Origin of the sequence: Pseudomonas sp. BN415 (assembly GCF_029871195.1) — a bacterium.
Classification (GTDB): Bacteria; Pseudomonadota; Gammaproteobacteria; order Pseudomonadales; family Pseudomonadaceae; genus Metapseudomonas; species Metapseudomonas resinovorans.
Genome location: NZ_SSOK01000066.1, coordinates 119,371 through 139,694, shown reverse-complemented (window position 1 = coordinate 139,694; position 20,324 = coordinate 119,371). Strand labels below are relative to the sequence as shown.

General features: G+C 64.3%; 13 protein-coding genes and 2 tRNA genes. 10 read left to right on the top strand and 5 right to left on the bottom strand.

Annotation, left to right across the window (positions count from 1 at the left end; translation table 11 throughout):
- Positions 1–12: 12 nt before the first annotated feature.
- From E8F20_RS24725 to E8F20_RS24715, 3 genes are all read right to left on the bottom strand, one after another.
- Complete coding sequence (locus E8F20_RS24725; RefSeq protein ID WP_280286105.1) at positions 13–2,280, bottom strand: FepA family TonB-dependent siderophore receptor; 2,268 nt, start codon at positions 2,278–2,280, stop codon at positions 13–15.
- A 185-nt stretch (positions 2,281–2,465) separates the two neighbouring features.
- The gene (locus E8F20_RS24720) at positions 2,466–3,818 is read right to left on the bottom strand and encodes a sensor histidine kinase (RefSeq protein WP_280286104.1); all 1,353 of its coding nucleotides are present in this window, start codon (positions 3,816–3,818) and stop codon (positions 2,466–2,468) included.
- A complete protein-coding gene (locus E8F20_RS24715; RefSeq protein WP_280286103.1) occupies positions 3,815–4,528 on the bottom strand; it encodes a response regulator transcription factor in 714 nt (237 codons plus the stop codon). The genes E8F20_RS24720 and E8F20_RS24715 overlap by 4 nt, the downstream gene beginning before the upstream one ends.
- 114 nt (positions 4,529–4,642) lie before the next feature.
- Here E8F20_RS24715 and E8F20_RS24710 point away from each other — a divergent pair, with 114 nt between their 5' ends.
- From E8F20_RS24710 to E8F20_RS24695, 4 genes are read left to right on the top strand one after another with little or no spacing between them, the layout of a single operon-like run.
- Positions 4,643–7,405 carry an ATP-binding protein gene (locus E8F20_RS24710; protein WP_280286102.1) on the top strand — a complete coding sequence of 921 codons (2,763 nt, stop codon included), beginning with the start codon at positions 4,643–4,645 and terminating at the stop codon, positions 7,403–7,405.
- Positions 7,406–7,464: 59 nt separating this feature from the next.
- Complete coding sequence (locus tag E8F20_RS24705) at positions 7,465–8,448, top strand: 2-hydroxyacid dehydrogenase (protein WP_280286101.1); 984 nt, start codon at positions 7,465–7,467, stop codon at positions 8,446–8,448.
- A 35-nt stretch (positions 8,449–8,483) separates the two neighbouring features.
- Complete coding sequence (locus E8F20_RS24700; RefSeq protein WP_280286100.1) at positions 8,484–8,924, top strand: hypothetical protein; 441 nt, start codon at positions 8,484–8,486, stop codon at positions 8,922–8,924.
- On the top strand, positions 8,924–9,328 hold the full coding sequence (locus E8F20_RS24695; protein ID WP_280286185.1) for an META domain-containing protein: 405 nt from the start codon (positions 8,924–8,926) through the stop codon (positions 9,326–9,328). Before E8F20_RS24700 ends, E8F20_RS24695 begins: the two co-directional genes overlap by 1 nt.
- Positions 9,329–9,388: 60 nt before the next feature.
- On the opposite strand, the gene dinB is transcribed toward E8F20_RS24695, so the two are convergent.
- The gene (dinB, locus tag E8F20_RS24690; RefSeq protein ID WP_028627547.1) at positions 9,389–10,444 is read right to left on the bottom strand and encodes a DNA polymerase IV; all 1,056 of its coding nucleotides are present in this window, start codon (positions 10,442–10,444) and stop codon (positions 9,389–9,391) included.
- Between the two features lie 187 nt (positions 10,445–10,631).
- On the opposite strand from dinB, the gene E8F20_RS24685 reads away from it, so the two are divergent.
- From E8F20_RS24685 to E8F20_RS24660, 6 genes are all read left to right on the top strand, one after another.
- Positions 10,632–10,708: transfer RNA gene (locus E8F20_RS24685), tRNA-Met, on the top strand.
- Between the two features lie 114 nt (positions 10,709–10,822).
- Positions 10,823–10,899: transfer RNA gene (locus E8F20_RS24680), tRNA-Met, on the top strand.
- Positions 10,900–11,044: 145 nt separating this feature from the next.
- Positions 11,045–13,450, top strand: coding sequence for an EAL domain-containing protein (locus E8F20_RS24675; RefSeq protein WP_280286099.1), 2,406 nt, complete (start codon positions 11,045–11,047; stop codon positions 13,448–13,450).
- 220 nt (positions 13,451–13,670) lie between these two features.
- On the top strand, positions 13,671–16,316 hold the full coding sequence (mprF, locus tag E8F20_RS24670) for a bifunctional lysylphosphatidylglycerol flippase/synthetase MprF (protein ID WP_280286098.1): 2,646 nt from the start codon (positions 13,671–13,673) through the stop codon (positions 16,314–16,316).
- A 7-nt stretch (positions 16,317–16,323) separates the two neighbouring features.
- Positions 16,324–17,595 (top strand): AcvB/VirJ family lysyl-phosphatidylglycerol hydrolase, encoded by a 1,272-nt coding sequence (locus E8F20_RS24665; protein ID WP_280286097.1) that lies wholly within the window; start codon positions 16,324–16,326, stop codon positions 17,593–17,595.
- A 74-nt stretch (positions 17,596–17,669) separates the two neighbouring features.
- Entirely contained in the window at positions 17,670–18,218 is a 549-nt protein-coding gene (locus E8F20_RS24660) for a cytochrome b (protein ID WP_280286096.1), read from the top strand.
- Between the two features lie 56 nt (positions 18,219–18,274).
- On the opposite strand, the gene E8F20_RS24655 is transcribed toward E8F20_RS24660, so the two are convergent.
- Complete coding sequence (locus E8F20_RS24655; protein WP_280286095.1) at positions 18,275–20,179, bottom strand: potassium transporter Kup; 1,905 nt, start codon at positions 20,177–20,179, stop codon at positions 18,275–18,277.
- Between the last annotated feature and the right edge of the window lie 145 nt (positions 20,180–20,324).

Below are 20,324 nucleotides of genomic sequence, written 5' to 3'. Positions count from 1 at the left end.
ACTTGCCAACCCTCAGAAGGCGGTAGTGAAGGAGGCGAAGAAAGCGCGCCCCGGCTCGTTGTAGGTGTTGGCGCCCGCGTCGCCAGCGTTGCCCTCACGATAAATGCGCTTGTCGAACAGGTTATTCACCCCCAGGCGCAGGCTGAAGTTCTTGTTGAACTCGTAGCCGGTGCTGATGCCCACCAGCGAGTACGGGTCGACATCTTGCTGCGCGCTACTGTCGTAGGGCTGGTCGGTGCGCGGGTTGAGCGATGGTGCTTCCTGCTTGCCGTAATGGGTGGCATTGACCTGGAAGGAGAGCTGCTCGGTCGCGCGCCAGTCCAGCGATGTGTTGATGGTGTATTCGGGGATGATGCTCAGCGGCTCGCCGGTATCGCGGTTCTCCGACTCGATCATGTAGGTGACGTTGGTGTTCCAGTCGAGATTCGGTGCCAGGGCGACGAAGAGGTTGCCCTCAATCCCCTCGACCACTGCCTTGCCGGCGTTTTCCCACTGCTGCACACGACGACCGTTGGCCAGGCGGAAGGCGAAATCGTTGCTGCCGACGATCTTGTTCTTGTAATCGTTGCGGAAGTAGGTCGCGCTGGTCCGCCAGGCCCCTTTGTCCAGCGCCAGGCCGATTTCCTTGTTCACGCTGATTTCCGGTTCCAGGTCCGGGTTGCCAACCAGGTAACAGCCGCCGCTGTTGGTTTCGTTGGCGTTGCAGCCGTTACCACGGCTGTAGAGCAGATAGTTGGGATTGGACTGGTAGAGGTTCGGTGTCTTGTAGGCGCGGGCGATGCCGCCTTTCAGGGTCAGCTCGTCGGTCAGTAGGTGCGACGCGTTCAGACTGGGGCTCCAGTTGGGGCCGAAGTCCTGGTGATTGTCGTAGCGCAGGCCCGGCGTGACGATGGTGTCCGCCCCCAGCTCGATATTGTCCTCGGCATAGAAGGCGTAGCTGTAGGCCGAGGTCTTGGTGCTGTTGCGGTCGAAGCCTGCCAGGCTCGGCACGCCGCCGGTGCCGGGATCGAAGCTCTGCGTACGCATGGAGCCCGGATCAGTGAGGGTCTCGTAGAGGTACTCGGTGCCCAGTGTCAGCACCTGCTCCAGACCGAAGCTCACTGGCAGGTTCACTTCGGCGTTGGCGCGGGTGTTGCGCAAGCGCGAGGTGAAATCGCCGGCGCCTTCGCTGGGCGCGCCCTCAGGGCCGCCAGCCAGGCCCTCGTTGAGGCGCCAGTTGCGGGTGTAGTCATAACCGAGGGACGCCTTCGAAGAGCCCCAATCGAAGTCGCCGGAATGGGTCAGCGCATAGCTGGTGCGCTGCAGGACGTTGGTTTCCTTGCCGATCAGGCTGTTGATGAAGTCCGGGTTGCCACCGGCGTTGTTGTTCATGGTGTCGCCGGTATAGATGTTGCCTTGGCGGCTGTAGCCGGCTTCCAGGTCAAGGGTCTGCTCCGGCGTCAGCTGCCAACTGAGCAGTCCGTTGACGTCCTTGTTTCGAACCCCTTCGCGGCCGGCGACTACCGAATCATCGCTTGCCTGGTGAGCGGCGTTGATGTCGGCATCGTCGGCGTCGGTCTTGCTTACGCCGCCGTAGACTCGGAAAGACAGGGCATCGGTGAGCGGGCCGCTGAGGCTGAAGTTGGTGCGCTTGCTCATGCCCTCGGCGTCGTCTTCCGGCAACGAAGTGAAGGCGGTGACCGAGCCGCTCAGCTTGTCAGTCGGACGTTTGGTGATGATATTGATCACGCCCCCCATGGCACCCGAGCCATAACGGGCCGCCGCAGGGCCACGGAGAATCTCGATGCGTTCGACCTGCTCGGCCGGTACCCAGTTGGTTTCGCCGCGCGTGTCGCGGTCACCGTTCCAGCCATAGCGCACGGCATTGCGCGAGGTGGAGGGTTTACCGTCGATGAGGATCAGGGTGTTCTCCGGCCCCATGCCGCGCAAGTCGATCTGGCGATTGTTGCCACGGCTGCCGCTGGTGCTGTTTCCCGTGAGGTTGACGCCCGGCTCGCGGCGGATGATCTCGGACAGGTCATTCACCGGCGGACGCTTCTGGATGTCCTCGGCGGTGATGATGGACACGCCCGGCGCCTGCTTCAGCTCCTCTTCGGCAGTGCCGAGCACGCGGGTTTCTTCCAGCTCCATGGCCTGGCGAGTACCGGGAACCGGCAGGTCAGTGGACTCCACCGGCACTTCATCACCCTCGAGTTCCAGGGGGGCGGAGAAGCCAAGGCCAGGCGCGGACATCGCCAGCAGGGCCAGGGTCAGGTGGCTGAGTTTGAAACGCGGTTGCATGCTCCATCTCCTTGACGCGGGTGAACCCGGGCCGAAGGAAACGGCGCCCTGTGAAGGGCGACACGTCGAGCTAAAGGATCAGATGGCGAATGCGCCCTGCCTGGCCGGAACTATCCGGCCCGCCCCGCTGTCGGCTCGGGAATTGGCGCAAATGCTATTTATTACTATTTGATAGTAAATCTAATTTACAAAGTATACGTTTGCAGCCGCAGATTCATGCGCAGACCGGTGCCTGTGTTTTCCGCCCAGAGTTCGCCGCCTTGAAGACGCACCATGCTTCGGGCGATGGACAGCCCCAGGCCAAAGCCATCGCCGCCTGGCCTTTCAGCCGCCAGCCGGGTGAAGGGCATGAAGATGGCTTCCAGCTGACTGTCGGCGACTCCGGGGCCGTCATCATCGACCCAGAGATGCCAGCGCCCCCCGTCCTGACGGCCTCCCAGGCGCACATGGCCAGCCTCCGGCGAATGACGGATGGCGTTGCGCAGTATGTTCTCCAAGGCCTGGGCCAGACCGTTGAGATGGCCGCGAACCCGGCACTCCGGCCCCAGTTCGCAAGGCATGCGAGCCACATCCCAACCCGCTTCGAAGGAGGCGTTTTCCCGCAGCACCTCCCAGAGAGAGGCCACCTCCACCTCCTCCAGAGGCAGCTCGGGACGATCCGTGTCCAGCCAGACCAATTCGAGGGTGTCGTTGACCAGGCTCTCCATGCTGCGCACTTCGCGCTCCAGGCGCTGGCGCAGTGCTTCGATGCCGTCGGCGCTTTCGCTGGCGACACGCAGGCGACTGAGGGGGGTGCGCAGTTCATGGGACAGGTCCCGTAGCAACTGGCGCTGAAAAGCGACCGTGTTTTCCAGGCGTCCGGCCATATGGTCGAACGCGCGCCCCAACTCGCCCAACTCGTCCTGCCGGGCACTGACCGCTCGGGCAACACGCGAGCCCAGGCGGTCTCCGCGCAGGGCGTTGGCCTGCTCGCGCAGATGAGTCAGGGGTGAAATCAGCACACGGTAGAGCAGCACGCAGAGCAACAAGGCCAGTGCCCCAGGCACCAGACCATGGATTACCAGTTGCCAGGCCATGCCGAAGCCACTGGGCAGGAAGCGCTCGGGCAGCTGAATCACCAACTGGCCGGCATGCGGATTGCCCGGAAAAGGCAAGCTTACGGTCGGCAATCCGACTGCACGCTTGCTCATGGGCCAGTCGATCCGCCGCATGAAGGTCAGGTGGCTGCGCTCCTCGACGCTCAAGGCGCGGCTGCCAAGGGACTGCAGGTCGCTGCCGATCACCGCGACCCAACTCGACTCGCGGGTCGCCATGTCCGCGACCCAGGCATCGACGCCCCCGGCGCCTCCACGCATCCAGGCCATTTCCGCCTCATGGGCATAAGCCGTGAGCTGCTCGCGGGCCGCGTGCGTCAGGCGGTAGCTGCGAAGCTCCACATAGGCACTCCAGGACCGGCTGAGCCAAAGCACCAGCAAGCAGAAGGCCACCAGCAGAACCGCCAGCTTCCAGAACAGCGAATGGCGCCCCGGCAGCTTCATGTTGGCTGGCGCGTCAGCAGGTAACCCTTGCCCCAGACCGTTTCCAACCGCCCGGCGCTGTACCCGACGGCCTGCAGCTTGCGGCGAGTATGGCTGACGTGCATGTCCAGCACGCGGTCATGCTGGGAGAAGGCGCGGTGCAGCACCTGCTGATAGAGGAAGGGCTTGCTCAACACCTCTTCGGCATTGCGCGAGAGCAAATCCAGCAGCCGGTACTCGGTGGGGGTCAGTCCCGCCCAATGCTCACCCAAGCGAACGTCATTGCGGTTATCGACGAAATCCAGTTGCGGGTCCTGATTGGGCTCCACCGTCGCTTCCGCACGCTCGTAGGCGACGCGGCGCAGCACGGCTTCAATGCGCACCTCCATCTCGCCCATGCTGAAGGGTTTGGGCAGGTAGTCGTCCGCACCCTGGCTGAACCCGGCGATGCGATCCTGCTCGGCACCCAGGGCGGACATCAGGATCACCGGCACCTTGCGTTCGCGGCGCAAGTGGGCGAGCGCATCCAGGCCGTTACAGCCTGGCAGCAGGATGTCCATGAGGATCAGGTCGAAGTCTTCCTCTCGGGCCAGCCCCAAGCCCTCCTTGCCGTCGTGGCGGAGCGTGACATCGAAGCCACGACCACGCAGGTGGTCGTGCAAATGGGTTGCCAGCAGGGGGTCGTCCTCGATGGCAAGGATGCGAGCGGGGGCACGGGGTGTGACCTGCATGAAAACAACCTGCAAATGCGAAAAATTACCGTATGCGAATTGTGGCAAAAGTGCCGGAAGATTCCCACCCGATGAGTCGCTACACTGCGCGGAAAGCGCATTGGGAGGAGTGGCGTGTACAAGGATCTGGGCATCAAGGGCCGTGTGCTCATGCTGACACTGCTGCCAACCAGCCTGCTGGCGCTGGTACTGGGCGGCTATTTCACCTGGGTGCAGCAGGCCGACATGCAAGCCCAGCTACTTCAACGCGGCCAGATGATCGCCGAACACCTGGCGCCACTCGCCGCGCCCGCCCTGATCCGCGGCGATGCCGTGCTGTTGGAGCGGATTGCCGACCACGCACTGGACCAGGCTGATGTGCGCTCGGTGAGCTTCATTGGCGCCGACCACAAGCGCCTCGCCCACGCCGGGCCGCGCATGCTCAACGAGAGCCCCGACGGCGAGGGCGACAACCTCGCCCTGAAGAGCAACACCGATGCGACCCGATTCCTGCAGCCGGTGTTCGAGCGTCACCGGGTGCTGTCCGGCGACAACGCACCGCTGTCCAGCGACAACCTGCTGGGCTGGGTGGAGCTGGAGATGTCCCACCAGGGCACCCTGTTACGCGGCTATCGAAGCCTACTCGCCAGCCTGCTGCTGATCACCACCGGCCTGGGCGTCACCGCTCTGCTGGCCTTGCGCATGAGCCGCGCCATCAACGACCCGCTGCGGCGCATCAAACAGGGCGTCGCGCTGCTCAAGGAAGGCCGCCTGGAAACCCGCCTGCCGCCCCTGGGCAGCCATGAGCTGGATGAACTGGCCTCAGGCATCAATCGCATGGCCGAAGCCCTGCAGACCGCACAGGAAGAGTTGCAGCACAACATCGACCAGGCTACCGAGGACGTTCGCCAGAACCTCGAGACCATCGAGATCCAGAACATCGAGCTGGACCTGGCGCGCAAGGAGGCCCTGGAGGCCAGCCGCATCAAGTCCGAATTCCTCGCCAACATGAGCCACGAGATCCGCACCCCTCTCAATGGCATCCTCGGATTCACCAACCTGCTGAAGAAGAGCGACCTCACCTCGCGTCAGCAGGACTACCTGAACACCATCGAAAAATCCGCCGACAGCCTGCTGGGCATCATCAACGAGGTGCTCGATTTCTCGAAGATCGAGGCCGGCAAGCTGGTCCTGGAGAACATCCCATTCAATCTTCGCGACCTGGTCCAGGACACCCTGACCATCCTCGCCCCGGCCGCTCACGAGAAACGCCTGGAGCTGGTCAGCCTGGTCTACCGCGACACCCCGCTGCAGCTGATGGGTGACCCGATGCGCCTCAAGCAGGTGCTGACCAACCTGGTCAGCAACGCCATCAAATTCACCCGCGAAGGCACCATCGCTGTGCGCGCCATGCTCGAGGACGACAGCGACGACGAATTGGCGCAACTGCGCATCAGCGTGCAGGACACTGGTATCGGCCTCACCGACTCGGACTTGCGCGCCCTGTTCCAGGCCTTCACCCAGGCCGACAACTCACTCTCCCGCCAGGCCGGCGGCACTGGCCTTGGCCTGGTGATTTCCAAGCGTCTGATCGAACAGATGGGCGGCGAGATCGGCGTCAGCAGTACGCCAGGCGTGGGCTCGGAGTTCTGGATCACCCTCAGCCTGCCCAAATCCCTGGACGAGATCGACGACGCCACCCAGCACAATCTCGACGGCCGCCGCGTGGCAGTGCTCGAACCCCAGGAGCTGACCCGCCAATCGCTGCACCACCAGTTGGAAGATTGCGGCCTGGAGGTGTTGGACTACCCCAGCATCGACACCCTGGTCGACGATGTCGCCGCGCGCCGCCTGAGCAACCGCCCCATCGGACTCGCCGTGATCGGTGCGGACGTCCAGACGCTCTCGCCAGAGCAGCTCAGCCAACGGGCCTGGGAACTGGAGCAGCTCGGCTGCAAGAGCCTGGTGCTCTGCCCCACCACCGAGCAGGCGCTTTACCACCGGGCCCTGCCCGAAGCCCATAGCCAGTTGCAGGCCAAACCGGCATGCACCCTCAAGCTGCAACAGGCCCTGAGTGGCCTGGTCAGCCCGCGTCCGCCGCGTATCGACCTGCCGCAACCGAACAACAGCCGCGCGCCAAGGCTGCTCTGCGTTGACGACAACCCGGCCAACCTCCTCCTGGTGCAGACCTTGTTGACCGACATGGGGGCTCAGGTCCGAGCTGTCGACAGCGGTTTCGCCGCAGTAGAAGCGGTGCAGCGCGAGCGCTTCGACCTGGTCCTGATGGACGTGCAGATGCCCGGCATGGACGGCACCCAGGCCACCGAAGCGATTCGCCGCTGGGAGAACGAGCAACGCATCGATCCGGTGCCCATCGTCGCCCTGACCGCTCATGCCCTGACCAACGAAAAGCGAGCCCTCCTCCAGGGCGGGATGGATGACTACCTGACCAAACCCATTGGCGAACGCCAATTGGCCCAGGTGGTGCTCAAGTGGAGTGGCCTCAGCCTCGGCAGTCAGCCGACGCAACGCCAAGGCCAGGGCAGAGAAAGCCATTACGACAACGGCCTGGAGGTACTGGACCCGGAGGAAGGGCTGCGTCTGGCAGCCGGCAAGGCCGATCTGGCGGCAGACATGCTGTCCATGCTGCTGGCTTCCCTCGACGCGGACCGCGAAGCCATCCAGCTGGCCGCCCGCAGTGGCGACCGTACCGGCCTTCTGGAGCGGGTCCACCGCTTGCACGGTGCAACCCGTTACTGCGGCGTGCCGCAACTGCGCGCCGCCTGCCAGCGCAGCGAAACGCTGCTCAAGCAGAACGACCCGGCTGCGCCGCAGGCCCTTGAAGAACTGGATGCGGCCATCGCCCGCCTGGCCGAGGCGGCACGACTGGAGGCTTGACCCAGGGCACGTGCAATGGCCAACCGCCAGCTATGCTGCTGAACAATCAAGGAGAACCCATGCGCACCATTCTGTTCAGCAGCCAGGCCTATGACCGCGAAAGCTTCCTCGGCGCCTGCCCCAATTTCGAACTGCACTTCCAGCAGGCGCGGCTGACGCTGGACACCACAGCCCTGGCCAACGGGTTCGACGTGGTCTGCGCCTTCATCAACGACGACCTCTCCGCTCCTGCGCTGGAGCGCCTGGCCAATGGCGGCACCCGACTGATCGCGCTGCGTTCGGCCGGCTACAACCACGTGGACCTGGCCGCCGCCAAACGCCTCGGCCTGACGGTAGTGCGGGTACCTGCCTACTCTCCCCACGCCGTCGCCGAGCATGCGGTGGCGCTGATCCTGGCCCTCAACCGACGCCTGCACCGCGCCTACAACCGGACCCGCGAAGGCGACTTCACCCTTCACGGGCTGACCGGCTTCGACTTGGTGGGCAAGACCGTCGGCGTCATGGGTACCGGTCAGATAGGGGCCACCTTTGCCCGCATCATGGCCGGCTTCGGCTGCGGCCTGCTGGCCTTCGACCCGCAGCGCAATGCCAGCGTCGAGGCCCTTGGGGCGATCTACGTCGACCTGCCGGAACTGCTCGCCAACAGCGACATCATCAGCCTGCACTGCCCGCTCAACGACGCCACCCGCCACCTGGTGAACGCGCAGAGCCTGGAGCAGATGAAACGCGGCGCCATGCTGATCAACACCGGGCGCGGCGCCTTGGTCGACACCCCGGCGCTGATCGACGCTCTGAAGTCCGGCCAGCTCGGCTACCTCGGCCTGGATGTGTATGAAGAAGAGGCCAACCTGTTCTTCGAAGACCGATCCGACCTGCCCCTGCAGGATGACGTGCTCGCGCGGCTGCTCACGTTCCCCAACGTGATCGTCACCGCCCACCAGGCCTTCCTCACCCGCGAAGCCCTGTCCGCCATCGCCCGCACCACCCTGGACAACATCACGGCATGGGCCGCCGGGCGACCATGCAATCAGGTGGACACCTAGGCCGTGATAGGATGCGCGGCGCTTCCGGAGGACCTATGGCCGAACACGATTTCCGTTACAACCTGCTCAACCCCGCCCACACCCTGAACGAATGCCGCGCCCTCTCACCGGGCCTCTACCAGGTCACGGGCACTGGCGGCTCGATCCAGGCCGGCGACACCCTGCTGGTGACCCTCAAGGGCAGCCGTGACCTCAGCATGCGCCTGTCCGTAGACAAGGTCCGCCACCTGATCAACCCGCCCGGCCAATGGCTGGCGGTAGCTAAAGGCCCGGTCTTCAAGGAGCTTTCGATTCACAACTGGCATGTGGACTGCGACGCCTGCGGCGCACGCTTGGACTTCGAGTTCGCCGTCGACGGCGGCCTTGGCAAACAGGCCCAGGCACCAGCCGCCGAAGCGCGCATCGCCGAGCTGGGCTGGCGCAGCCACGCTGGCAAACACTACTGTCCGAACTGTCGTCAGGAGGACGCAAAATGATCAATAAAGCCCTGCTGCTGGCCGCACTGGCCGCTACCCTCGCCGGTTGCGCGACCGATCGCCCGCAACTGGAGACCGGCACGACGTACCAGGTGGAGTGGATCGGCGAACGCCCGCTGATCGACCGTAGCCACCTGACCATCACCTTGGGCGACGACAACCGAGCCTACGGCAATGCCGGCTGTAACCACTGGTTCGCGTCGTACACCCTGGAAGGCGGCAAACTGACCTTCGGCGCCGCCGGCAGCACCCGCAAGATGTGCGCCCCCGCGCTGATGGAGCAGGAACAGCGCTTCCTCGACGCCCTGGGCAAGGTCCAGCGCTGGGACATTTCCCCCATCGACCAGTTGCGCCTGTGGCCAGCCGAAGGCAAGCCGATCAGGCTGTGGCCGGTGGAAGGCTGATCGCCTCCTGCCGCTCCGTCCTTTCCATGAATTCGCCCCTGCAGAACAGCAGGTCGAGCATCAGAACAGGTTCAGCTGCTCATGCGCACCGCGCAGGTCTTGCAACCTCACGCCCACGCCGATCAAACGCACCGGCTTGTCCCCCCGGGCAAACGCCGCGCTGAGCAACTGCCGATAACTGTCCAGATCACGCCGGGCGCCAGCCTGCTCCAACGTCGTCTGGGTGAAGTCATGGAATTTCAGCTTCACGAAGGGTTTATCCGGCTTGTAGGTGCTGTCCAGTCGCGCCATGCGTCCACGCAACTCGTCCAGCAAGGCCGGCAGCCGCTCCAGGCAGGCGTCCAGGTTGGGTAGATCCTGGTCGTAGGTGTTCTCCACACTGATGGACTGCCGCCGGTTATCGACCTGCACGATACGATCATCCTGCCCCCGCGCCAGGTTGTAGAGCCGCTCGCCGAAGCTTCCAAACTCCCGCGCCAGCGCCAGCTTGTTCCAATCCCGCAGGTCTGCGCAGGTGCGCACGCCGAGGCGCGCCAGCTTCTCCGCGGTCACCTTGCCTACCCCGTGCAACATGTTCACCGGCAACGCGGCAACAAACTCATCCACCTGGTCCGGCTTCACCACGTACAGGCCGTCAGGCTTGCGCCAGTCACTGGCGATCTTGGCGATGAACTTGTTCGGCGCCACGCCGGCGGAGACCGTGATGTGCAGCTCCGCCGCCACCCGTCGGCGAATCTCCTGGGCGATGCGCGTGGCGCTGCCATTGAAGTGCGGGCTGTCGGAGACGTCCAGGTAGGCCTCGTCCAGGGACAGCGGCTCGATGATCTCGGTGTAGTCTCGGAAAATCTGGTGGATCTGCCGCGAGACACCTTTATAGACGTCCATCCGCGGCCGGACGATGGTCAGGTCCGGACACAGCTTGACCGCCGTACGCATCGGCATCGCCGAGCGCACCCCGTAGGCGCGCGCGTCGTAATTGCAGGTCGCCACGACCCCGCGCTTGTCCGGAGAGCCGCCAACTGCCAGGGGTTTGCCCGCCAACGCCGGGTCATCGCGCATCTCGATGGCGGCATAGAAGCAGTCGCAGTCAATGTGGATGATCTTTCGTTGCGGCATGAGGGTCAGTGGCGCGAGCGCGATTCCGGTAGCAGGCGATGATACCGCAGCCAGCCCGCTTCCCAGGCGCTCTAGCGCACTGGTGCGCGCCGTCCGAAAGACCTCCCGGATTGCTAAATATTTGAGGGAAAAAGAATTTTTCTGCGAAACCGTTTGACAGCCCCCTGCAGAAATGTAGAATGGCGACCGCGGGATGGAGCAGTCTGGTAGCTCGTCGGGCTCATAACCCGAAGGTCGTTGGTTCAAATCCAGCTCCCGCAACCAGTTTCAAGAAAGGCCACTCTTCGGAGTGGCCTTTTTCGTTTGGGCTGAATTAAGTATTTGATTTAAATGAAAGAAATCGTTTGACAGCCCTCTTCAGAACTGTAGAATTGCCGGCGCGGGATGGAGCAGTCTGGTAGCTCGTCGGGCTCATAACCCGAAGGTCGTTGGTTCAAATCCAGCTCCCGCAACCAGTTTCAAGAAAGGCCACTCTTCGGAGTGGCCTTTTTCTTTTCCCCTCCCCAGCTCCGTCTGTCCAGGCTGCTCGTCAGTCGCCCGTCCGGCAAGACCTCGACCTCTATACTTGAAGCGCACCCATCCACTCGGTGGAGGTTGGTCATGCCTGCCTATTGTGCTTCCAGCGAGGAAGTCGAATACCTGAACCGCGCACTGCGCACCTTGAGCGGCTGCAACCGCGCCCTGTTGCGCGCCGAAGACCCGTGCTTCCTGTTCCAGGAAATCTGCCGGGTCGTGGTAGAGGAAGGCGGGTACCGCATGGCCTGGGTCGGCCGCGCTGAGCATGATGAAGCGCAGTCGGTGACACCCCTGGCCCACGTCGGCCTCGATCGGGCCTATGTGGATTCCCTCAACATCACCTGGGCCGACCGTGAGCGCGGACACGGCACCACCGGCACGGCCATCCGCACCGGCACCCCGACCATCACGCGCAATATCCTCACTGACCCCAGGCTCAGCCCATGGCGGGAAAGCGCCATCACCCACGGCATTGCCTCGGTCCTGTCCCTGCCCCTGCGGGTGGACGGCCAGGTTTTCGGTGCTCTGGCGATCTGCGCCAAGGAGCCGGATGCCTTCGGCGAGCGGGAACTGGAACTGCTCAGCGAGGCCGCCGACGACCTCGCTTTCGGACTCCAGGCCTTGCGCGGCAAGGCCAAGCGTCGACAGGCCGAGCTCCAGGTGGACGCCCTCAATCGTGCCCTGGCCACCCGCGTAGCGGTCAACCATGCGGTGATCCACGCCAACGATGAAACACCGCTGCTGGCGGAGATTTGCCGGGTGCTGGTAGACGAGTGCGGCTATCGCCAGGCCTGGGTCGACTACCGCCAGGACGATCCGGCACGCCCATATAAAGTGATGGCCTGCAACGCTGCCAATGGCATCTGCCAGGGCTGGGGTGCGGGCGGCCATGACGACGGTTTTCACAGCCAGCTGGAAACCGCCCTGCAGGCCGGCGACCCATTGGTGATGCGTGACCTGCTCAACGACCCTGCCGCCGCGCTGCACCAGGAAGCTCGCGAGTACGGCTTCGCCGCGGCGCTGGCATTGCCCCTGCGGGTCGAAGAACACCTCATCGGCATGCTGGTGATCATGGCGGCCCATGCCGACGCCTTCGATGAGACGGAAGTGGAACTTTTGCTGGCCATGGCCAATGACCTGGGCTTTGGCATTACCACACTGCGTACCCGCGCCCGTGCCATGGAAGCCGAAGCGACAATCCGCAGGATGGCCTATGAAGACACCCTGACCGGCCTGCCCAATCGCGTGCGCCTGCGTGAGTTGCTGGATACCGCCATCGTCAACGCTCGCCAGGAACGTCGCCCCTTCGGCCTGCTGCAGCTGGAGATCGCCCGCAACCAGGAAATCAACGAAACCCTCGGCTACCGCGAAGGCGATCGCCTGCAGATCGAGATCGCCTCCCGCCTCAAACAGGTGGTGGGGGCTGAACGCATCGTGGCGCGAATGGGTGAGTGCGAGTTTGCCGTGCTCATGCCCAATAGCGGCGCCGAGCAGGCGTCGCAACTGGCCAAACAGTTACTCACAGCGCTGTACGACCCGGTGGAACTGTCCGGCCTCTATCTGGAAGCAAGGGCCAGCATCGGCATTGCGCTCTACCCCGGCCACGGCACGGCGCCCGAGGCGTTGATCCGCCGTTCCGGCAGCGCCATGGAACAGGCCAAGCGCTCCAACGCCGGCTTCGCGGTGTTCCAGGGCGGACTCGACCAGGAATGTGCCCAACACCTGACGCTGATGGGCGACCTGCGCCGCGCCATCGATCGCAACGAGTTGCTGCTCTACTACCAACCCAAAGTCGAAATCGCCAGCAACCGCGTTTGCGGCACCGAAGCCCTGGTGCGCTGGCGCCACCCGCAGCACGGCATGCTGCCGCCGGACGAGTTCGTGCGCCTCGCGGAAAACACCGGGCTGATCACCCCGCTGACGCTCTGGGTGCTGGATACCGCCTTGGGCCAACGCTATGCCTGGCATGAAGAGGGCGATGAGCGACCGATCTCGGTCAACCTGTCGGCCCACGACCTGCGTGACCCCCGGCTTCTGGAGCGCATCCAGGGTTCCTTCGCCACCTGGGGCGCCAAGCCTCACTGGATCGAATTCGAACTGACCGAAAGCGCGCTGATGGAAGACCCGGTGGCCTCGCTGCAGACCCTGTCCGCGCTCAAGGAGCTCAACGCGCACCTGACCATCGATGACTTCGGCACCGGCTACTCATCCCTCGCCTATCTACAGAAACTGCCGGTGGACTCGCTGAAGATCGACCAGTCCTTCGTCACCCACATGACCAGCAACGACGGCTCGGCGAAGATTGTCCGCTCCATCATCGAACTGGCCCACAACCTCGACCTGACTGTGGTGGCCGAAGGAGTGGAAGACCAGTTGACCCTCAACCAGCTCGGTCAGTACGGCTGCGACATTGCCCAGGGCTACAAGATCAGTCAGCCGATACCCGCCGATCAGTTCCGCGATTGGGAGACCCGCTCGGTCTGGCACTGACCGGTGCGGGCCCCTGGCCGCGACAAGTTGCTACCCGCCGCTTCCGCACGCCGCCCCCCCCCGCTGCAGCCGTCCCCGGCACTCGCCTAGACTTGGCGGCACACCCGGCCATTTCTCGTACTTCACTGCAGCAATGCCGGCGAAGAAAAAGTTCTGCCAGACACTTGGAACTTGCTGTCGGCGCCCACACTCAGTGGCGCACATTGCCCAGAGGTGCTCGATGCGCGCCAACACCCCGCCAGTGGAACGCCCGGCCAACGGCCAACTCAACGAAGAACCGGCCCCGCTACGCTGGCTCGATAGCCTCACAGCCTACCGACAGTGGATCGTCATCGCCTTCACCCTGCTGGTCTTCGTGCTCGGTTTGCTGGCCTGCTGGCACCTGTTGCGAGAACTGGACCCTAATGCCCTGCGCGCCGCCGTCCACGACGTTCCCGGCACGAGCCTGTTGTTGGCACTGGTGGCCACCTCCGTCAGCTTCATGGCCTATGTCGGTTACGAGTGGTCCGGTTGCCGCTTCGCTGGCGTACACCTGCCGTTGCAGCGCATGGCCCTCGGCAGCTTCTGCGCCTCGGGCATTGGTAACGCGGTCGGCCTGTCGATGCTCACGGGCGGCTCGGTACGTTTCCGTCTCTATGGCCGCGACAAACTGAGTGCCGGCGATATCGCCCGCATTACCCTGTTCGCCAGCCTCGCGCTGGGCTCGGCACTCCCGCCGCTGGCTGCCCTGGCCGCGCTGAGTTCCCCGGCCGCAGCTTCCCGAGCCCTGGGCCTGCCGGAAAGCCTGGTGATCAGCCTGGCCCTGGCTGTGCTGCTGGCCGGTGCCGGGCTGATCTTCTGGATTTCCCGCCAGCGCGCGCCGGAACCACCCGTACCTGGCTGCATCGATCTCCGCCTGGGCAATCGCAGCGTGCGTCTGCCCGGCCTGCGTTTGTCGGCGGTACAGCTGCTGATCACGGTGATCGACGTCTGCGCCGCCGCCTGCGTGCTCTATGTCCTGCTACCGGAAGCGCCGCCGCTCGGCGCCTTCCTGCTGGTCTACTTGCTCGCCCTGGCAGCCGGTGTGCTCAGCCACGTCCCGGGCGGCGTCGGCGTGTTCGAGGCTGTGCTACTGGCCGCCTTTGCCGGCCAGTTGGGCGCAGCGCCACTGGCGGCGGCACTGGTGCTCTACCGCCTGATCTATGTCGGCCTGCCACTGGTACTGGCCTGCCTGTTGCTGCTGGCCAATGAAGCGCAGCGTCTGTTCCCCGCTGGCCGCCAGGCCCTGCGCGCCGCCTCCGGCCTGGCCGCGCCGGTGCTGTCGCTGTTGGTGTTCCTATCCGGCGTGGTGCTGCTGTTTTCCGGCGTTACCCCGGCGGCGGACGCCCGCCTGGAACACCTGAGTTTCCTGATTCCCCACCGCCTGATCGACGCCTCACACCTGGCCGCAAGCCTCATCGGCGTGCTCTGCCTGCTGCTCGCCCACGGCCTGCGCCATCGCCTGTCGGCAGCTTGGGCGCTCACGGTAGTGCTCCTGCTGGCTGGCGCCGGGCTGTCACTTCTCAAGGGGTTCGATTGGGAGGAAGCCAGTCTCCTGACCATGACGGCCGTGCTACTGGCCATCTTTCGCGCCGCCTTCTACCGCCCCAGCCGCCTGCTGGAAGTGCCCTTCTCGCCGCTTAACCTCGCCGCCAGCGCCTGCGTATTGCTCGCCGCCCTCTGGTTGATGTTCTTCGCCTTCCAGGGCGTACCCTACAGCCATGAGCTCTGGTGGCAGTTCGAGGTGGACGGCGACGCCCCTCGCGCCCTGCGCGCCTGCCTGGCCAGCGGCCTGCTGCTAGCGGGCATCGCCCTGGCCTGGCTACTGCGTCCGGTACCTCCGACCATCCACGAACCCACGAAAGAGGAGCTGCTGCGCGCCGTCGAGGTCATCCGCAACTCCGACCAACCCGATGGCGGCCTGGTGCTGACGGGGGACAAGGCGCTGCTCTTCCATCCGGAGGGTGACGCCTTCCTCATGTACGCCCGCCGCGGCCGCAGCCTGGTGGCGCTGTTCGATCCCATTGGTCCGTCCTACCGGCGCGCCGAGCTAATCTGGCAGTTCCGCGACCTCTGCGACCACCACCATGCGCGGCCGGTGTTCTACCAGGTGCGCGCGGAGAACCTGCCCTACTACATGGATATCGGTCTCTCCGCGCTGAAGCTGGGCGAGGAAGCCCGGGTCGACCTTCCCCGATTCGACCTGGACGCCAAGAACAAGGCCATGAAGGACCTGCGCTACACCCTCAGCCGTGGCCAGCGCGACGGCCTCGGCCTGCAGATCTACGATGCCGGGACTGCCCCCCTGGATCAGCTGAGGACCATCTCCGAAGCCTGGATGCAAGGCAAACAGGCACGGGAGAAAGGCTTTTCCCTCGGTCGCTTCGACCCCGACTACCTGAAACACTTCCGCATCGCCACCATCGAGTTCGAGGGCAAGCCGGTGGCCTTCGCCAACCTGCTGGAAACCGAGGGCAATACCCTGTCCAGCATTGACCTGATGCGGGTCCATCCGCACGCGCCGAAGCTCACCATGGAGTTCCTCATGCTCAGCCTGCTGCTGCACTACAAGGAACGCGGCCATGCCCGCTTCAGCCTGGGCATGGTGCCCCTGGCCGGACTGCAGCCGCGCCGCGGTGCGCCCCTGACCCAACGTCTCGGCGCCCTGGTGTTCCGGCGTGGCGAGCAGTTCTATAACTTCCAGGGCCTGCGCCGCTTCAAGGAGAAGTTCCAACCCGACTGGGAGCCGCGCTACATGGCCGTGCCCGCAGGCCTCGACCCGCTGGTGGCGTTGGCCGATACCGCCGCCCTGATCGCCGGCGGCTTTACCGGTCTGGTCAAACGCTGAGGTACGCATGCTCAAACGCAACTGGCGACGCCTGCTGCTGATACTGATCCTCGCCCTGGTGGGCGCGGCCCTGCTGGTCTGGAGCCGCCCCGCCCCCCAGGCCAGGCTGGACCATCTGAAACTGCCCGACGGCAGTGCCATGACCCTGGCCAATCCCTCGGGAGCCGTGCAGCACCGCGTGCTGCTGGTGACCAGCGGCAATCAGCGTCTGGCGGATGCCGATTTGCTGACCCTGGCCCGCAGCAGCAACGCGCGACTTCTACAACTCGACCTGCCGACCAAGGATTGCGCGGCACAGCAGCAGCGCTTGCAGCAAGCCCGCGAAGCCCTTGGCGGCGAGCCCACCCTGGTGGCCGGCATCGGTCCGGGAGCCAGCTTCGCTTGGCGCTGGCTGGCCGGACAGTTCGACGACACGGCCCAGGCCCTGTCCATCGACTTCAGCCTCGCGACCCCTGACTGCCCCGCCGACCTGCCGCAGAAGGCCGCCCACGGCCACTGGTTGGCCGCCTGGAACGACAACCCGGACGACCCCAGCGCCGCCTTCGCCCGCAACCAGGCCAATGCCGAAACCCTGATCAGCGACTACGACACCAGCCTGGTGCAGTTGCTCCAGCAACGCGTGCAAAGCCTGCTGCAGGGCCAGGGCGAGCCATTACCTGTGGTGGAAGTACCGGCCGCCAAGCCTGCCGAGACGGTCACCCTGTTCTATTCCGGCGATGGCGGCTGGCGCGACCTTGACCGTGCGGTGGCCGATGAGATGGCCAAGCGAAACTACCCGGTGGTGGGTGTCGATGCGCTGCGCTACTTCTGGCAGCACAAGAGCCCCGAGCAGGGCGCCGCCGATCTCAGCCGACTGATGAAGCAATACCGTGAAAAGTGGGGAGCCAAGCGCTTCGTGCTGGCCGGCTACTCTTTCGGCGCTGACGTGCTGCCGGCCTTCTATAACCGCCTGCCCAAGGCCGATCAGGATCAGGTGGACGCGATCCTGCTACTGGCCCTGGCGCGCAGTGGCAGCTTCGAGATCGAGGTGCAGGGTTGGCTCGGCCAAGCCGGCCAGGAAGCCGCCACGGGGCCGGAACTGTCCAGACTGCCGGCCACCAAGGTGCTCTGCGTGTTCGGCAAGGAAGAAGCCAACGAAAGCGGCTGCACACAGCCGGGCGCTGTCGGGGAAAAACTCGAGCTACCCGGCGGCCACCATTACGACGAGAACTACCCGGCATTGGCGGAGAAACTGCTGGCTGCCGTCGAGAAGCGGCAGAAATCACTGGCCATGGATTGACCCAGGTTCAGATTCGCTTAAGACAAAGGGGCTATCCTCCGCTCCGTTTTGAATATCGAGCAAGAGGTACCGTGATGAGTCTCAAGAACGCAACTTCCCGCTACGGGAACCTATCGATCGCCCTGCACTGGCTGATGCTGGTACTGATCGCAGCCGTCTATGCCTGCATCGAACTTAAGGGCAACTTTCCCAAAGGCAGCGAAACCCGCGAATTACTCAAGCAGTGGCACTTCATGCTCGGCATGACCGTGTTCTTCCTGGTCTGGCTGCGCCTGATCGGACGGATGATCTCCCCCGCGCCTGCCATTCAACCCGCGCCGACGAGCTGGCAGAACGCCCTCGCCAAACTGATGCACCTGGCACTCTATGCCCTGATGATCGGCGCGCCTCTGGCCGGTTGGCTGATCCTCAGCGCAGCAGGCAAGCCCACTCCGTTCTTCGGCCTTGAACTACCGGCGCTGATCGGCCCGAACAAGGAGCTGGCCGGGCAGATCAAGGAACTCCACGAACTGGCGGGCACTGCCGGCTACTGGCTGATCGGCCTTCACGCGGTGGCGGCGCTGTTCCACCACTATGTGAGTCGGGACAACACCCTGGTGCGGATGCTGCCGCGCAAGGGCTGATTGCCACATGCCTCAGGGTGCGCCGCGTGGCGCACCCGACTCGCCATTCCCCGCCTTCAAATCTCCACCTGCGTCCCCAACTCGATCACCCGGTTCAGCGGCAGGTTGAAGTACCTCAAGTTACTATTGGCATTCTTCAGCAAGAACGCGAACAAGGCCTCGCGCCAGCGCGCCATACCGATGCGCTTGGTGGGGATCACCGTTTCCCGACTGAGGAACCAGGTGGTGCTCATCGGGCTGAAATCCAGTTCGTTGAGGTGACAGAGCCTCAGCGCCGCCGGCACGTCCGGCTCTTCGATAAAGCCGAAGTGCAGGATTACCCTGAAGAATCCATCACCATAGGCGTCTACCTCGAAACGCCGGTCTGCCGCCACCCGTGGCGTGTCCTCGCTCACCACGGTCAGCAGCACGACCTGCTCGTGCAGTACCTGGTTATGGAGCAGGTTATGCAACAGTGCGTGAGGCACTGCGTCTGTCCGCGCAGTAAGGAACACGGCAGTACCCTGCACCCGATGCGGAGGCTGTGAACGAATACTGCTGATGAACAGTGGCAACGGCAGCGCGGTTTCGTCCAGGCGCTCGACCACGATCTGCTTGCCACGCTTCCAGGTAGTCATCAGGGTGAACAGCGCAATGCCGGCAATCACCGGGAAGGCCCCTCCCTGGAAAATCTTCGGCACGTTGGCCGCGAAGAACAGGCTGTCGACGAAAAGGAAGCCCAGCAGTACGGGCACGGCCAGCCACCAGGGCGTTTTCCACAGCAGCAGCATCACCACAGCCACCAGCAGGGTGGTGATCAGCATGGTGCCGGTCACCGCCACGCCGTAGGCCGAGGCCAGCGCCCCTGACGACTCGAAGCCCAGCACCAGCAATACCACGCCCACCATGAGCGCCCAGTTAACCGCACCGATGTAGATTTGCCCCTGCTCCTGCTGCGAGGTGTGCTGGACGAACATGCGCGGTATGTAACCGAGCTGCATGGCCTGATGCGTCAGGGAGAAGGCCCCGGAAATCACCGCCTGGGAGGCGATTACGGTCGCCAGGGTGGCCAGCCCGACCATCGGCAGCAGCGCCCAGCCCGGCGCCAACAGATAGAAAGGGTTACGGGCTGCGGCAGGGTCGGCAAGGATCATCGCCCCCTGACCGAAGTAGTTCAGCACCAGCCCTGGCAACACCAGGAAGAACCAGGCGCGGGCGATGGGCTTGCGGCCGAAGTGGCCCATGTCGGCATAGAGCGCTTCGGCACCGGTCAGGGCCAGCACCACGGCCCCGAGGATGGCAACGCCGATGCCCGGATGGACAACGAAAAAATGTACGCACCACCAGGGGTTGAGCGCTCTCAGCACTTCCGGCTGCTGGGCGATGCCATAGATGCCCAGCGCACCTAGCACACTGAACCAGAGCACCATGATCGGCCCGAAAAGCGTACCGATCCGCGCGGTGCCGTGTTTCTGGATCAGGAACAGGCCCACCAGCACGATCAGCGACAGGGGCACGACCCACTGCTCCAGGCCGTCGAACGCGATTTCCAGCCCCTCGATGGCCGATAGCACCGAGATCGCCGGGGTAATCATGCTGTCTCCATAGAACAGCGCGGTCCCGCACAAGCCGAGCAGCAACACGCTTGCCTTCAATCGGGGGGACGACCTGGCTGCGCGCTGGGCCAGGGCCGTCAGGGCCATGGCGCCGCCTTCCCCTTCGTTGTCCGCGCGCAAGATGAACAGCACGTACTTGATCGACACCACCCAGATCAGTGACCAGAAGATCAGCGATAGAACGCCCAGAACCCCATCGTGATTGACCTGGACGCCGTACTGGGCGGAGAAGACTTCCTTGAGGGTGTACAGCGGGCTGGTGCCGATATCGCCGTAGACCACACCGGCAGCGGCCACCAGCAAACCGACCCCTGAAGCCGTATGTCCGGCGTGCTGCTCGGCGGGTTGCGTGATGCTTTCGCTCATCTAAACCTTCCTGCTGATGACAGTTGAAGCGCATCGTTGGGGCAGCTTTTCCGGCGAACATGGGCGTCCCGCCCCGCCTGCGCCGGATTCCCAAAGGCTAGCTGCGAAATGAGGACACGTAAGGGTAGAAATGACTGACGCCTGC

Excerpts from the sequence above, each read along its gene's own strand:
- E8F20_RS24660 (WP_280286096.1), top strand. The coding sequence starts at position 17,670 with ATGAGTCTCAAGAACGCAACTTCCCGCTACGGGAACCTATCGATCGCC.
- E8F20_RS24675 (WP_280286099.1), top strand. The coding sequence starts at position 11,045 with ATGCCTGCCTATTGTGCTTCCAGCGAGGAAGTCGAATACCTGAACCGC.
- mprF (WP_280286098.1), top strand. The coding sequence starts at position 13,671 with ATGCGCGCCAACACCCCGCCAGTGGAACGCCCGGCCAACGGCCAACTC.
- E8F20_RS24655 (WP_280286095.1), bottom strand. The coding sequence starts at position 20,179 with ATGAGCGAAAGCATCACGCAACCCGCCGAGCAGCACGCCGGACATACG.
- E8F20_RS24720 (WP_280286104.1), bottom strand. The coding sequence starts at position 3,818 with ATGAAGCTGCCGGGGCGCCATTCGCTGTTCTGGAAGCTGGCGGTTCTG.
- E8F20_RS24715 (WP_280286103.1), bottom strand. The coding sequence starts at position 4,528 with ATGCAGGTCACACCCCGTGCCCCCGCTCGCATCCTTGCCATCGAGGAC.
- E8F20_RS24705 (WP_280286101.1), top strand. The coding sequence starts at position 7,465 with ATGCGCACCATTCTGTTCAGCAGCCAGGCCTATGACCGCGAAAGCTTC.
- E8F20_RS24700 (WP_280286100.1), top strand. The coding sequence starts at position 8,484 with ATGGCCGAACACGATTTCCGTTACAACCTGCTCAACCCCGCCCACACC.
- dinB (WP_028627547.1), bottom strand. The coding sequence starts at position 10,444 with ATGCCGCAACGAAAGATCATCCACATTGACTGCGACTGCTTCTATGCC.
- E8F20_RS24725 (WP_280286105.1), bottom strand. The coding sequence starts at position 2,280 with ATGCAACCGCGTTTCAAACTCAGCCACCTGACCCTGGCCCTGCTGGCG.
- E8F20_RS24665 (WP_280286097.1), top strand. The coding sequence starts at position 16,324 with ATGCTCAAACGCAACTGGCGACGCCTGCTGCTGATACTGATCCTCGCC.